The sequence below is a fragment of the Limnothrix sp. FACHB-406 genome (assembly GCF_014698235.1).
Taxonomy (GTDB): domain Bacteria; phylum Cyanobacteriota; class Cyanobacteriia; order CACIAM-69d; family CACIAM-69d; genus CACIAM-69d.
The window spans coordinates 255,865-270,706 of sequence record NZ_JACJSP010000002.1 but is presented as its reverse complement, the minus strand read 5'-3'; the positions used below and the strand labels follow the sequence as shown (position 1 = coordinate 270,706).

Genomic DNA, 14,842 nt, shown 5'->3' with positions numbered 1-14,842 from the left:
TGAACCCGGATCATCAACGGGCCGCAGCCCAGATGTGCAGGATCGTCGCACAAGCCACCGCCACACAAAGGAAGAGTTCATGACCGGATGTAGATCAGCCCATCGGTGATTATTTTGACATTGGCTGGGTATATTTTCTGGCTTATGGCAGGTCGCACTTGAACCCCAGCTCCGGATCGATCGCCCATCCCCAGCGAGATCGGTATGGACTGCCGTTTTGGGCTAAATTCAGCAAGGAATTGCACGGCGAGTGGCGGCAAGGAACATGATCGGGGTTGGTCAGACAACAAACCAAACGGCGGGGCAACCCACCACAACGCCCGATCGGGTCACCGATCCCAACCTTGATCAGGCCCTCAAGCAGTACTTTGGCTATCGCAGCTTTCGGCCCGGCCAGCGGGACATTGTGGAAGCGGCACTGGCAGGGCGCGATCAACTGGTCGTGATTCCCACGGGCGGCGGCAAATCCCTGTGTTTTCAACTGCCCGCCCTGTTGCAACCCGGCCTGACCGTGGTGGTGTCGCCGCTAATTGCCCTGATGCAAGACCAGGTGGCCGCCCTGCGCGATAACGGGATTTCCGCCACCTTTCTGAACAGCAGTTTGGGCGTGGCCGAGTTGCGATCGCGCGAATTGGAACTGCTGAACAATGTTTATAAATTGGTCTACGTTGCGCCCGAACGGTTGATGACCGAGGGATTTTTGCCCCTGATCGATCGAATCCACCAGACGATCGGCTTGGCCCAATTCGCGATCGATGAGGCCCATTGCGTCTCCGAGTGGGGCCACGACTTCCGCCCGGAATATCGGCAACTCTGGAGCCTGCGCGATCGCTATCCCAACGTACCGTTCATGGCCCTGACCGCCACGGCCACCGATCGCGTCCGTCAAGACATCGTGCACCAGTTGCAGTTACGCGACCCACGGATCCACATCGCCAGCTTCAACCGCCCCAACCTCTACTACGAAGTGCGGCCCAAGGATCGCAACACCTATCCCGAACTGCTGCGGCTGTTGCGTACCACCGATGGCTCCGCGATCGTCTATTGCTTCAGTCGCAAACGGGTGGACGAGCTGACTCGCAAGCTACAAATGGACGGCATCGAAGCGCTCGCTTACCACGCGGGCATGGACAACGAGAGCCGCGCCGACAACCAAACCCGCTTTATTCGCGACGATGTGCGGGTGATGGTGGCGACGATCGCCTTTGGCATGGGCATCAACAAACCCGATGTGCGGCTGGTGGTGCATTACGACCTGCCCCGCAACCTGGAAGGCTATTACCAAGAGTCGGGCCGCGCCGGCCGCGATGGCGACCCCGCCCGCTGCATCCTCTACTTCGGCACGGGCGACATTCGCAGCATTGAATATTTGATCGGCCAAAAGCCCGACCCCAACGAACAGCGGATCGCCCAACAGCAACTGCGCCAGACGATCGACTATGCCGAAAGCACCGTCTGCCGCCGCACAATCCAACTGGGCTATTTTGGCGAAGCCTTTCCCGGCAACTGCAACGGCTGCGACAACTGCCGCGACCCCAAACCCCTGGAAGATTGGACGATTCCGGCTCAGAAATTCCTCTCCTGCGTGGCGCGGGTGCGGGAGCGGTTCGGCACGCAATACATCATCGACGTGTTGCGCGGCTCCAAAAGCGAAAAGATTTTGCGCAATAACCACCAGGAACTCTCGACCTACGGCATTGGCAAGGATCGAACGGCGGAACAGTGGCAATTGCTGGCGCGATCGCTCCGGCACGAAGGCTTGGTCGATGAAACCACCGATGGCTATCGGGTTTTGCGGTTAAACGCCCTCAGTTGGGAAGTGTTGCGGAAACAGCGAGAAGTTTGGGTCGCCGTGCCCCCCCAACGGCGCGATCGCCCCACCAGCAACACCGAAGACCTGGCCCCCGAAGAACAACCCCTGTTCGATCGGCTGCGGCAACTCCGCAAACAACTGGCCGACGAGCAAAACGTGCCGCCCTACGTGGTTTTCACCGATGCCAGCCTGCGGGCCATGGCCAAGTTGCGGCCCCTGGATTTGGCGCAGTTCGCCGATGTGCCCGGAGTCGGTCGCCGCAAACTGGAGCAATACGGCCAAACCTTCACGGCGGCGATCGGGGCGTTTTGCCAGGAATTCAACCTGGATTCACCGGCCAAGGCGATCGACCAGCGGATCAGCGATCGCACCAGCCGCGCCGTCAGCACCACCATCTACAGCACCTGGGAACTCTACCAACAGGGCCAACGCCTGGCGGACATCGCCGAAGCCCGCAACCTGCGTACCACCACGATCGTCACCCACATCGAAGAACTGATCCGCAAAGGCTACGCGATCGACATCGATGATTTTGTGGCTCCCGACATCCAGCAAGAAATTGTCCGGGCGATCGACCATTGCGGGGCCCAACGACTCACGGAAATCTACGAGTTCTTGCAACAGCGCTACACCTATGCCGACATCCGCCTTGTCCGCGCCGCCTGGGAAGCCGAAACTGCGAATGAACTCGCCCATTAGCTGTTTTTTTCTATTTGGTTAAGGAAATTAATCATCTAATCATGCTCAATCGCAACCAACCCCATCTTCAAAAAATTCGAGACCAATGGGGATATCAACCGGAAGAGCTGCTAACTCCTGAACAAATGAGGGTCTATATTGCTCAACTAGATTTAATTGCTGTTCCAGGGCGAAAAGGCAAAGTCAAACGCCAAACGCTTTCTGCGGCCGATATTAATGCCGATCAGGGCATCGAAGTGGGCAGCTTTGATCAAACGATCGATGAAATGAATCAAATTCAAGAGGCAATTATTTGGGATGCAGATTAGATGACGGAGATAGAAATCTGGCGCTCCATGCTTGAACTGCTGACCCTGCCGCAGAACCTTGAGCTAACTCCTCCGCCACTGAGTGAATCATCATCATCTTTAATCACTAATAGAGCATGAAGCGATTAAAGAATTCATCATTGAGTCATGCAGTGTCGCACGATCGCCCAGATCATTGATTTCTCAACTGGGAATGGATCCAGATCGCCAAACTTCGTTACCAATCCTCCCGTACCAAGCCAACCTAATGCCGCAATGTCACAGACACAAAACTTTTTGACGGAAATAATTAAGCTTTATTTTTAATTCATGTTTGATTTCTTACGAAAGTCCTCAAAAACAACCATGATTGGCTAGTCAGTTTCCGTAACTGATTTTGACCGTAGGCATTAATTTTAACCAAGTTAATCTCATAAATTCCTGAGCACCATTCGGATAACCAGAAAGATCCCTTGACGCTCAAAACTGCCGTCTTTATATAATGAACGTGATTAAGCAGAATTGCTGATCATGTGCTCAAAACTCCCTACTCCGTCAGATCAGGATTTCACTTTATTTTTATGTATGGCTTAATTAACAGCGCCTTGCGGATGATGATGTGCGAGCAATATGGCCAGGAGATTTGGGACGACATCATGGCCCATGCTCAGCTTTCGGAGGAGCATTTCTTTGTGATGAAGTCCTATCCTGACGACATCACCCACAACATTGTGCAAGCGGCGACCACTATTCTGGATATTTCTGCAACGGAATTGTTACGCAAATTTGGCCACTATTGGGTGGGTTACACCAAAACAGCGGGCTACCAAGAAATCATGAATATGTGCGGTGATAACTTGGTGGATTTTTTGGGCAATTTGGATGATTTGCACACGCGGCTAGGGGTGCAGTTTCCCGCGTTTCGTCCCCCGTCCTTTGACTGTGATCAGGTGGGCCATCACACGGTGGAATTACACTATCGATCGACTCGCCAAGGTCTGGGGCCGATGGTGGAAGGATTGATTGAAGGGCTGGGCGATCGCTTCGATACGGAAGTGGAAATTACCCAAATTGCCGATCGCGCTCAGGGTGACGAATGCGACACCTTCCTCATCCACTACACCACTGACTAGGGCTATGGATCAGTTGCCCTTACCCCCATTCCACCTTTCAGCAGAGTTGCTGGTGCAGCTCTTTCCGTTTCATTTGGCCCTCAATCATCAACTGCAAATTGTTCAGGTGGGGCAAGCGCTCGATCGAATCTATCCCCACCCCTTGAGGGGACGCTCATTTGCAGATCATTTTTCGATCAACCGTCCTCGCATGTCTATTAGCATTGAGGACTTTCTTAAAAAAAGACAATCCCTCTTTCTGCTGGAGTCTCGAGATTTATCTTTGGTTTTGAAGGGGCAGATGGTGGATTTGCTGGAATCAGAAATCTTTCTTTTTCTGTGCTCACCATCCGCGATCGATGCTAAAAAACTAACAGATGTAGGAATTCAACTGAAAGATTTTCCGCTTCATGACGTAACACCGGATCTAGTGTTTTTGCAACAAACCACTCAGATGTCCGTGAAGCAGGTGGAGACTCTCAATCAGCAGTTGATTGCTAGTCAAGAGCAGTTAAAAGACGCTTTATCCATTCAGGAACATTTGCGATTTAAGGCGGAAAAACAAGCTCGCCAGCTTGAACAACAACTGAAGGAGCTAAAAGAAACACAAATTCAACTTGTACAAGCCGAAAAAATGTCCACTTTGGGGCAAATGATTTCAGGCATTGTTCATGAAATCAATAACCCTTTACATTTCATTTATGGCAACTTAGATCACTGCCTCAATTATGCTCAAGATTTGCTAGCGGCTTGTCAGATTTTATTAAAAGCCTCTCCCCGAGCAAGGGAATGGCACGAGATATCCCATGCCAATTCATCCAGGAGTTGGTTGAGTGAAGCCACGTTAGGCTCAAATACTGAAGATCAAGCCATTGATACTGAGCATTCTTTGGATGGTGCTGTGGCTTTGGCTAGTTTGGACTTGGAAAACCTTGCTTTTGCTTTGGATGATTTTCCAAAGGTGCTTCAGTCCATGCGGATTGGCAGTCAGCGAATTCGTGAAATTGTGGAGGGGTTACGTCAATTTTCACGCTTGGATGCTAGTGCGCTGGATTGGTTTGATATTCATGAAGGTATTGATAATACATTAATGATTCTGAAGAGCCGACTCAACAAAGCTAAGGTTTCCTCGAACATTGAAATTATTAGAAACTATGGTAATGTGCCACCAATTTCTTGTTATGGGGGACAGATTAATCAGGTTTTTATGAATATTTTAGCGAATGCGATCGATGCCCTGGAAGACCATAATCAGGCTTGTGAGTTACCGGCGCGATCGGGCACAAAACGAGAATCACCCAAAATTTGGATTGAAACAGCTTTGATTAATTCTGGATGGCTGCGCATTTCGATTCGTGACAATGGGTGCGGAATGCCCAGAGATATTCAATCGAAGATGTTTGAGCCGTTTTTCACAACAAAGTCCGCCCATCGAGGCACGGGTCTGGGCATGTCAATTAGCTACAAAATTGTGACGGAACGCCACGGGGGGCGGTTGCGCTGCATCTCGGAACCTTGCCAGGGCACGGAATTTGTGATTGAGCTGCCGATCGAGCCGGCCCAACTGCAAGGCAAGAGCGCGGTTTAGGAATAGTCCCAAAATTAAGAATTGAGAATTAAGAATTGAGAATTAGGAATTGAGAATTAGGAATTGAGAATTAGGAATTGAGAATTAGGAATTGAGAATTAGGAATTGAGAATTAGGAATTGAGAATTAGGAATTGAGAATTAGGAATTGAGAATTAGGAATTGAGAATTAGGAATTGAGAATTAGGAATTGAGAGAGCTGGTTGATCCTAACTAGGAAATAGCTGGGAAATAGCCGGGAAATTCGCAAAACGCAGCTCAGGAAAGTGCTTCCGCAGGGGCCTGATCCCTTTGCCGACGACGCGGGGCGATCGCGTGGCGGCTGACCGCATAAAAATCGGCGGCTTGGCTCATGGTGTAGCTCAACCACTGAGGATCGCCGATCGGGATGGGGCGATCGGGCAGGGTGGGTTCGCCCGGCAGGCACGATCGCACCTGGGCAGCCACAGCCCGCGCCAACAGGGGCGGCACTGAGTTACCAATTTGCCGCATTCCATGCCATTTCGTGCCGTGAAAACAGAACCAGTCGGGGTAGGAGTGGAGGCGGGCCGCTTCGCGCACGGTGATGCAACGCCCTTGGATGGGGTGAATGGGCCGGGGCGAGGTGAACGCACCGCGATTGCTGGGGGTTCCGGCCCGTAGGGTGTTGCAAATGCCTTCGGGATGCAGTTTTAAAAAGCGACTGATCCGATCGACTTCGCCGGGGGGCGTGGTTTGGAACCGGGCCACTGAGGCGGCGCTGTGGTCGGTACGCAAACAACCGGACAAGCCCGATCGAGGCGATCGACGGGGATGGCTGAAATCAGCAGGATCCCGCAATGCGCCCCGTAACCAGCGGGCATAGTCGCCAGGGGGATCGGCCAGTTGGCCCAAGTCCAACCAATCGCTCGATCGCAGTTCGGGATATTGATCCACGTCGGGCAAATCCCCGATCGCCCCGGCCACGGTGGGGCAAATGGGCAAATGGGCCAGAGTTCGATCGCGCTTGGCGCTTTTGCAAACCGGCGGGCGGCGGGTTTGGGGCGCTGGATAGCTGGGCAGCGGCCAGCCCGATCGGGCCCCCAACAGAAACAAACGTTGGCGATCCTGCGGTACGCCGTAATGGGCCGCATTCAAAACCTGATAGTTGGCTTCCACTTGGTAGCCAAAATCGGCAAATAAATCAATTAATTCGCTCAAAAACGCCCGATGTTTGCCCAGGGTCATGCCCCGCACATTTTCAATCACAAAATACTTGGGCCGCAGCTCATTCACCAACCGAGCAAAGTGGAACATCAAGGCATTTCGCGGATCATCAAAGGCCCGCTTTCCCATCATGGAAAATCCCTGGCAGGGCGGCCCCCCAAACAGCACATCAATTTCCAGCTCTGGTTCTTCTAGCCCTAGGCGGCTGGTCAACGCTGAATCACGAACCCGTTCGGAATCACTCGGGCGATCGCCCCGCAACACCGCCGCCAATTGCTGCCGAATTTCCGCCCCCGTCACCTCCGCCGCGCTCCGACAGAGCACCGCCCCCTGCGGAAAGTTGTACTGATGGGTTAAACAGTGAATCGGGTCAATTTCCACCGCCACCGCCACATCAAACCCCGCCATCTCGAACCCTAAGGACATCCCTCCGGCTCCGGCAAACAGGTCAACGGCGATCGGGCGGCGGGAAACGGTCACGGCAAGGGGGTCAACTTTCAGCAACAGCGGTCAAGCGACCCATATGGTAGCGGAATTCCGAGCGATTGATCGATCCACTGCCCCTACCCTTTCTTGGGCGATCGGGTAACAAACTTATTACTCAGTCAATTTTGTGGATATTTAATCTATCTGATCAGCAACTCTTGGCCCCTGAGTCACCCAACCTGAATAACCTGATGAATAGCTTCGACTACACCAACAATGAAATCCACAGCTTCGCTCACTTGCATTTCATCAATTCCCCAACGTTCGCCAATTCCCAATATTGGATTAATATCGGCTTCATGAGCAATCTTATTTCTTCGATCCACAATCAAGCTAAGTTGTTGCTTAACCTCTTTTGCGGATCTTTTCATTCGATCAGCAACTGTATCCCATAGCTTTTGATCGGAAATTAGCCTAATTGCATCAGCAATTTTTTCAGCCTGCTGAAAGCTCTGATATCTCAAACGCTCTCGAATTTCTGTTTCTAACCACAAAGTGTCATCTAGTTTATTGGAAAGACTATTAGACAAAACTGGAATTAATTCGGAAATGGTATAAGTATTTTGCAGGAATTCATAACCCTGAAGTTTTTGAATTTCAAACTCCAGCCAATCTGCGAGATTGATTGCAGTCAGGCGATCTTGACGTGCATTACCCAAGGAAACCTGAAAGCGGGCAAAGGCTGATTGGGCTATGTTTCCGGCAGGGCTTGGCTCAGGGCGATCGCCTCGATAGATTTCCAGCATTCCCAGCGTCACAACCTCATGGATATAGTAATCCAGAGCACTCACCGTCAGCACCAAAGCTGCACGCAGCATATCCGACACATCCAATGCACCGGTTGCCTGAGCTTTCATAGAATTGTGTAGTGCAATCAGGTCTCTAACTCGACCAATACTGATGCGAAATTGATCAAGGGCTGACTGCATACACCGAACTTTCAGAACTAAGCGCAATAATCTTATCGGCCAAATCAGAAAACATTTGTCTAAACTCTTCTTGCTTCTTTTGATTACTTTTCAGAACAATACCTGTTTGCCCAAGTTGCTCAGGAGTCAAATCATAGACAGGCGTTCGGTGCTCTTGAGACAAGGCAATTAAGTTATTGAAGTTGGGAATTTTAGCTAAGGAAAGATTGTCTTGCACTCCTTGCTCTCGATATAAATAATCAGGCAACGTCATATTACTTTTTTGAAGTGCCGGAATAAGCTGTTCAGAAACTGCCTTCTCAATCTTTTCAATCCAATTTTGAAAGGCTGTTGTTGCTTTACCGTGAATAATGCGATTATTTTGTATAATAACTCCCAAAAATTTCAATTTTGTCGCTGGAAAAGGGTAATGAGCTTCTCGAAGAACTTGCAGTGAGCTTGCGACTTTTGCCCATGCGTACCATCTAGGTAAGACCTTGACTAGAGAGTCAATAGCCATTATCGAAAAGAAATCAGCAGTTGTAGGAATCAGAAAAAAGTCACTAATTGCTAGTAAATTCTGGTTGATTGCTCCCAAGCTTGAACTCATATCAATCAAAATATAATCAGCATTAAATTTTTCTGCCGTCTTATCTAACAAGTCATTGATTGCTCCTGGTATATTTCTCAAAGCCTGAATTGAACCGCTTAACTCTTGAGCGAATCCAAGTGCCACTTCATACTCAGCAAAGCTAAGATGACCGGGCAAAAGGAATAGATTTTGACAGCCTTCTACAGGCACACAATCAATGGCTTCAATCGCCCGTGGCTGGGATTCAAACGCAGGGGCAAGGCCTGTCTTTATATTTGATGTTGTCTTGTAGATCTTTTGAACTCTTTCTTCATCCTCTTCTGTTGCATCACCCAACACCATGCCCGTCAAATTACATTGAGGATCGCTATCAACCAAGATTACTCGTTTACCTTTTTTGGCTAACATCCAACCCAAATTAAAGGTGGTTGTGGTTTTGCCTACTCCACCTTTGTGGTTAAAAAGAGCAATTTTCTTAGTCATTTTTATTTAGCCTTTTCAGTGGTTTTAAAATTTAAGCCTATGAAATCAGTTAAGATTTAGGACTGATGTTTTTATGATTTTCTAGGAAGTTTTCATGAATCATAACGATCGAGCCAAAGATATTGAAACTAGAGATCAACGATTAGGTCAGCAGTCTCTAGTTTCTTTTGACCTGATCAGACTCAAAACCGAAAGCTCTGATGTGGTTGGCTAGGTCTCATTCTCCAACCATAGCACACATCAGAATTGAGTCTATTGTGAGGGAAGAACTTCGTAGGGGACTGGATCGGTTAGGCCCAATTCCGCGAAGGCCGCCAGCCGCAGCCGACAGGAATCGCAGCGGCCACAGGAGCGATCGCCCCCCGCATAGCAAGACCACGTATCCGCCCAAGGCACGCCCAACCGATTGCCCAGCTCGATAATGTCCGTTTTGCGTAGCTCCACCAAGGGCGCAACGATTTCGATCGGCTGGCCCTCCCGACCCTGGCGCGTGCCCAACTGAAACACCGACTGCATGGCCGCCAAGTAGTCGGGCCGGCAGTCGGGATAGCCGGAATAGTCCAGGGCATTCACGCCGATATAAACCCGTTGCGCGTCGATCGCCTCCGCGTAGGCCAGAGCAAAGCTCAAAAAGATCGTGTTGCGGGCCGGCACATAGGTGATCGGAATTTCCGTCGCCATGCCGTCCAAGGGCCGATCGCTCGGCAAATCAAGCTGGTTATCGGTCAGCGCCGAGCCACCCCATTGGGTTAGGTCAAACCGCACCACTTGATGGGCCACCACGCCGGCCGCCTGGGCGATCGCCACAGCCGCTTGCAGTTCCCGACGGTGGCGCTGCTGATAATCAAAAGACAGGGCGTAGCAGTCGCACCCATCGGCCTTGGCTTGATAGAGCACCGTGGATGAGTCTAAACCACCGGAGAGCAACACAACGGCTTTGGGCGGTTGGCACTGGGGCGATCGAGCAGAGGGCGTTGGGGCGGCTTCCGGAGTTCCAGGCGGTACGACGGTCATGGGTCAAGAATTCTTGCGAAAATCCACCCTATGGTAGGATGTGGCCGGCCGACGCTGGCGGCATCACTCCTCGCCCCATTGCCCCTTCACTGCTGCTGTTAAACGCGCGTGCAATCCCGTAGCGAATCGCTCGATGCTCAAATTCGGCCTGCCCTTGCCCGGCCGAGCCACCATCCCATCCGCGTTGGCGCGATCGGGGTCGGCAACATGGGACAACACCACGCCCGGATCCTGAGCTTGCTTAAGGATGCCGAATTGGTGGGAATTTCAGATCTGAATGTGGAACGGGGGCTGGAATTGGCCAGCAAATACCGCGTTCGGTTTTTTGAAGACTACAAAGACATGCTGCCCTTGGTGGATGCGGTTTGCATCGCGGTTCCCACCAAGCTGCACTACACCGTGGGCATGGATTGCCTGCGGGCTGGGGTGCATGTGCTCATGGAAAAACCGATCGCCGCCAGCATCATTGAAGCGGAGGCCCTGGTGAATGCGGCGGCCGAACGTCAATGCATTTTGCTGGTGGGACATATTGAGCGATTTAACCCCACGTTTCAAGAATGCTTCAACGTTCTGAAAACGGAGCGGGTATTAGCGCTCGAAGCCCATCGCATGAGTCCCCACGCCGATCGCGCCAATGATGTGTCGGTGGTGTTGGACTTGATGATCCATGACATTGATCTGATTTTGGAAATTGCCAACTCCTCGGTGGTGCGTTTGTCGGCCAGCGGCAGCCGGGCCGCTTCCGGTCAGTTGGACTATGTGACGGCAACCCTGGGCTTTGCCAATGGGATTGTGGCTACCCTGACGGCCAGCAAGGTGACACACCGCAAAATTCGCCGGATTGCGGCCCATTGCCAGGATTCACTGGTGGAGGCGGATTTCCTGGCGCGTCAAATTTTGGTTCATCGCAAAACCTCCAGCTATCCGGCAGGCGATCGCGCCAGTCAGGCTTGCTATCGATTGGATGGGTCGATCGAGTCGGTGGCGATCGGGAACACGGAGCCGCTCCATGCGGAATTGGAGCATTTTGTGAACTGTGTGCGGGGCGAGATGCAACCCTCGATCGGCGGCGAACAGGCCCTGAAGGCCCTAAAAATTGCCAGCGCGATCGAACAAATGGCCCTGGACGAACCCTTGGGCAAAGGCGACGATCGGTGGGGTTAATCGGTTAATCAACCGTTAGACCATCGAGCATCCCCTTCGTGACGGGCCCAGCGGCCCAATTTACCCGTGAAGTTTTGGCGCGATCCGTTGGCTCGGCTCGATCGGATCGATCAGCCCAATCGAATCGATCGGCCCAATCAACTGAACCGGCCTGTTAACCGGCGATCGCGACTCACTCGGCGGGCGATCGCCCATCAACCGGTGGCCATGGATGACCTCCGACCACAACTTGGCTCCCGTTCCAAAATTTTCAGGCCGTGAACAGCGGCATCGGTCTTAATTTGTCGTTTCCCAAAAGCCCTCAAGCGCTGGCCCAGCGTCAAGATTAGCCCATTGATCCGTAAACAAAGTTGGCAAATTACCTAGCCAGATTGTTATTTTCTGGCTAACCTAGCTACGGTTCCCTGCATTAGATTAGGGTTGATAGTAGAGTTAACCAACGGTTTAGATTAGGTTTGCGACTAAGTTTAAGCAGCGGATTTAGCTAGCCACAATCTTGCTTTCTCGATAAGCTGATCTTTCTATGTCGATCGGGGCGTGGTTTTGTCCCGTTCCAGCCTTCCTTTTGGTGTGTCGTTTGGCCTAGAACCATGTCCGAGCCTTCTGTGGCAGTCCAGCCGTTCTACCAGCGCGATCGATGCACCCTTTACCAGGGCGATTGCCTTGAAATTTTGCCCCTGTTCCCGGCCAATAGTGTGGATCTGATCTTTGCTGATCCGCCCTATAACCTGTCTAATAACGGGTTTACCTGTCATGGCGGCCGGGCCGTCAGTGTCAATAAAGGCGATTGGGATCGCAGCAATGGCATTGAACAGGATTTTGAATTTCACCGCGCTTGGATTCAGGAATGTCGGCGGATCTTGAAACCCAATGGCACAATTTGGATTTCAGGAACCTATCACAATATCTATGCCTGTGGCTTTGCACTGCAATGTTTGGATTTTCATGTTTTGAACGAAATTTGTTGGTATAAACCCAACGCTAGTCCCAATTTATCCTGTCGCTTTTTTACGGCCAGCCATGAAACCCTAATTTGGGCCCGCAAAAGCAAAAAAGGAAAACATGTCTTTAACTATGAAGCCATGAAGCTGGGAGATTTTCCCCGCGATCCCCTCAAGCTTTCTGGCCGACAAATGCGGAGTGTTTGGTCAATTCCCACCCCACCGGCTTCGGAGAAATTGCAAGGCAAACATCCCACCCAAAAGCCTCTGGATTTACTCGATCGAATCATTTCCGCCAGCACCAATCCGGGAGATTTGGTGCTCGATCCCTTCAGCGGCAGCGGCACAACGGGCCTTTCAGCCCTACGAGTCGATCGCGCCTTTATTGGCATTGAAAAAGAAGCGGCCTACCTGCAATTGGCGGTCGATCGCTTCACCACCGCCCCCCTCCCAGGCTCCGAGACCAGCGCGGGCGATCGCGTTCTGGCCAATGGCAAATCCAGTTCTCAACCGGGCCGTCAACCCAGCCAGCAACCCGATAACCAGACCAACAGCAAGGCCAGCGGCAAGGCCAACAACCCAGCCAGCAGCAAAACCAGCAATCAACCGGCGGGAGCGTCAATTATGGAACCAAACAGCTCCCCAACAAGCTATTCCAGTCCCCCAAACCATCCAAACCATTAAGAAACCAGGCGATCGAGATTTGTTCAGCTTGATTCGACAGACCCAGTGCGACAATTAAAGATCGCTTTTCTGGATCGGCTAGAGAGAGCAAAACCCCATGTCCGACAATTTCCGCAGCCAACAGATCACCAGCGGTGTGCAGCGATCGCCCAACCGCGCCATGCTCCGTGCAGTGGGCTTTGGTGACAATGACTTCAGCAAACCGATCGTCGGCATCGCCAGCGCCTACAGCACCATCACCCCCTGCAACATGGGCATTGCCACCCTGGCCGACAGCGCCATGGCCGCAGCCCGCGAAGCTGGCGTAATGCCCCAAATTTTCGGCACGATCACGATCAGTGACGGGATCTCCATGGGCACTGAAGGGATGAAATATTCCCTGGTGTCGCGGGACGTAATTGCCGACTCGATCGAAACCGTCTGCAACGGCCAAAGTCTGGATGGCATCCTGGCGATCGGCGGTTGCGATAAAAACATGCCCGGAGCCATGATCGCCATGGCCCGATTGGATATTCCCGCCATCTTTGTCTATGGCGGCACGATCAAACCCGGCCATCTGCACGGAGAAGATCTCACTGTCGTCAGCGCCTTTGAAGCCGTGGGCCAATTCAGCGCTGGCAAAATTGACGAAGCCCGGCTGATGGCCGTGGAACACAACGCCTGTCCCGGTGCGGGTTCCTGCGGCGGCATGTTCACCGCCAACACCATGTCCAGCGCCTACGAGGCCATGGGCATGAGCCTGCCCTACTCCTCAACCATGGCCGCCGAGGATGACGAGAAGAACGCCAGCGCGGCCGAGTCTGCCCGCGTGTTGGCCGAAGCGATCAGAGCACGCCGCACACCGAAGCAAATTTTGACCCGCAAGGCCTTTGAAAACGCCATTTCCGTGATCATGGCCGTGGGCGGTTCCACCAACTCGGTGTTGCACCTGCTGGCGATCGCCAACACGATCGGGGTGCCCCTCACCCTGGACGACTTTGAAGAAATCCGCGCCCGCGTGCCCGTTTTCTGCGACCTGAAGCCCAGCGGTCGCTATGTGGCCACCGACTTGCACAAGGCCGGCGGCATCCCCCAAGTGATGAAAATTTTGCTGAATCAGGGGCTGCTGCATGGGGATTGCTTGACAATCACCGGCAAGACGATCGCGGAAACCCTGGCGGAGATCCCCGACGAACCGCGCCCCGACCAAGATGTCATCCGTCCCTTCGACAAGCCCCTTTATCAACAGGGTCACTTGGCCATTCTGAAGGGCAACCTGGCCAGCGAAGGTTCCGTGGCCAAAATCAGCGGCGTGAAAAATCCCGTGATCACCGGCCCGGCAAGGGTGTTTGAGTCGGAAGAGAATTGCTTAAAGGCGATCTTGGCGAATCAAATCAACCCCGGTGATGTGGTGGTGATTCGCTATGAAGGGCCCAAGGGCGGCCCCGGAATGCGGGAAATGTTGGCTCCGACGGCGGCGATCATCGGTGCGGGTCTGGGCGACTCGGTGGGGCTGATCACCGATGGGCGCTTCTCGGGTGGAACCTATGGCATGGTGGTGGGTCACGTGGCTCCCGAAGCGGCCGTGGGTGGCACGATCGCCCTGGTGCAGGAGGGTGACAGCATCACGATCGATGCTCCGAACCGCAAGCTGCAACTGAATGTGTCCGATGAGGAGCTGGCGGCCCGCCGGGCTAACTGGCAACCGCCGGAACCGCGCTACAAACGAGGCACGTTGGCAAAATATGCCAAGTTGGTCTCTTCCAGCAGCCTGGGAGCCGTGACGGATTTGAACTTGCTGTAGGGTTTGGGGCTGGGTCAGCAATTCAGCCCAGTAATTCAGCCCAGCAATTCAGCGCGACCCAATCCACCCAGTTATTTCCGATCGTTATTCAGATCCGCATCTCG

11 protein-coding genes and 1 pseudogene are annotated in these 14,842 nt (G+C 52.6%); 8 read left to right on the top strand and 4 right to left on the bottom strand.

Features of this window, described 5'->3' with window-relative positions:
- The first annotated feature begins 265 nt into the window (after positions 1–265).
- From recQ to H6G53_RS03005, 4 genes are all read left to right on the top strand, one after another.
- Positions 266–2,512 carry a DNA helicase RecQ gene (gene recQ, locus H6G53_RS03020; protein WP_190530875.1) on the top strand — a complete coding sequence of 749 codons (2,247 nt, stop codon included), beginning with the start codon at positions 266–268 and terminating at the stop codon, positions 2,510–2,512.
- Between the two features lie 14 nt (positions 2,513–2,526).
- Positions 2,527–2,820, top strand: a complete 294-nt coding sequence (locus H6G53_RS03015) for a hypothetical protein (RefSeq protein ID WP_190530874.1) — start codon at positions 2,527–2,529, stop codon at positions 2,818–2,820.
- Positions 2,821–3,380: 560 nt separating this feature from the next.
- Entirely contained in the window at positions 3,381–3,932 is a 552-nt protein-coding gene (locus H6G53_RS03010; protein ID WP_099532412.1) for a heme NO-binding domain-containing protein, read from the top strand.
- 4 nt (positions 3,933–3,936) lie between these two features.
- Positions 3,937–5,499, top strand: a complete 1,563-nt coding sequence (locus H6G53_RS03005; protein WP_190808196.1) for a sensor histidine kinase — start codon at positions 3,937–3,939, stop codon at positions 5,497–5,499.
- Positions 5,500–5,756: 257 nt separating this feature from the next.
- Here H6G53_RS03005 and H6G53_RS03000 read toward each other — a convergent pair whose 3' ends face one another.
- The 4 genes from H6G53_RS03000 to queC form a co-directional block, all read right to left on the bottom strand.
- Entirely contained in the window at positions 5,757–7,163 is a 1,407-nt protein-coding gene (locus H6G53_RS03000) for a DNA (cytosine-5-)-methyltransferase (RefSeq protein ID WP_190530872.1), read from the bottom strand.
- A 176-nt stretch (positions 7,164–7,339) separates the two neighbouring features.
- Positions 7,340–8,098, bottom strand: a complete 759-nt coding sequence (locus H6G53_RS02995) for a HEPN domain-containing protein (protein WP_190530871.1) — start codon at positions 8,096–8,098, stop codon at positions 7,340–7,342.
- Positions 8,082–9,152: a ParA family protein gene (locus H6G53_RS02990; protein WP_099532415.1), complete on the bottom strand. Its 1,071-nt coding sequence runs from the start codon at positions 9,150–9,152 to the stop codon at positions 8,082–8,084. Before H6G53_RS02990 ends, H6G53_RS02995 begins: the two co-directional genes overlap by 17 nt.
- Positions 9,153–9,404: 252 nt before the next feature.
- Complete coding sequence (gene queC / locus H6G53_RS02985) at positions 9,405–10,166, bottom strand: 7-cyano-7-deazaguanine synthase QueC (protein ID WP_099532416.1); 762 nt, start codon at positions 10,164–10,166, stop codon at positions 9,405–9,407.
- Between the two features lie 141 nt (positions 10,167–10,307).
- On the opposite strand from queC, the gene H6G53_RS02980 reads away from it, so the two are divergent.
- The 4 genes and pseudogenes from H6G53_RS02980 to ilvD all read left to right on the top strand — a co-directional run bounded on the left by H6G53_RS02980 (position 10,308) and on the right by ilvD (position 14,738).
- On the top strand, positions 10,308–11,330 hold the full coding sequence (locus H6G53_RS02980; protein ID WP_255407512.1) for a Gfo/Idh/MocA family protein: 1,023 nt from the start codon (positions 10,308–10,310) through the stop codon (positions 11,328–11,330).
- 66 nt (positions 11,331–11,396) lie between these two features.
- The gene (locus H6G53_RS02975; protein ID WP_190530870.1) at positions 11,397–11,591 is read left to right on the top strand and encodes a hypothetical protein; all 195 of its coding nucleotides are present in this window, start codon (positions 11,397–11,399) and stop codon (positions 11,589–11,591) included.
- 329 nt (positions 11,592–11,920) lie between these two features.
- Positions 11,921–12,703 (top strand): annotated as a pseudogene (locus H6G53_RS02970) (site-specific DNA-methyltransferase); the annotation flags it as partial.
- A 349-nt stretch (positions 12,704–13,052) separates the two neighbouring features.
- On the top strand, positions 13,053–14,738 hold the full coding sequence (ilvD, locus tag H6G53_RS02965; RefSeq protein WP_099532419.1) for a dihydroxy-acid dehydratase: 1,686 nt from the start codon (positions 13,053–13,055) through the stop codon (positions 14,736–14,738).
- Positions 14,739–14,842 lie beyond the last annotated feature (104 nt).

Coding starts and splice junctions, on each gene's coding strand:
- recQ (WP_190530875.1), top strand. CDS start 266: ATGATCGGGGTTGGTCAGACAACAAACCAAACGGCGGGGCAACCCACC.
- queC (WP_099532416.1), bottom strand. CDS start 10,166: ATGACCGTCGTACCGCCTGGAACTCCGGAAGCCGCCCCAACGCCCTCT.
- ilvD (WP_099532419.1), top strand. CDS start 13,053: ATGTCCGACAATTTCCGCAGCCAACAGATCACCAGCGGTGTGCAGCGA.
- H6G53_RS02995 (WP_190530871.1), bottom strand. CDS start 8,098: ATGCAGTCAGCCCTTGATCAATTTCGCATCAGTATTGGTCGAGTTAGA.
- H6G53_RS03010 (WP_099532412.1), top strand. CDS start 3,381: ATGTATGGCTTAATTAACAGCGCCTTGCGGATGATGATGTGCGAGCAA.
- H6G53_RS03005 (WP_190808196.1), top strand. CDS start 3,937: ATGGATCAGTTGCCCTTACCCCCATTCCACCTTTCAGCAGAGTTGCTG.
- H6G53_RS02990 (WP_099532415.1), bottom strand. CDS start 9,152: ATGACTAAGAAAATTGCTCTTTTTAACCACAAAGGTGGAGTAGGCAAA.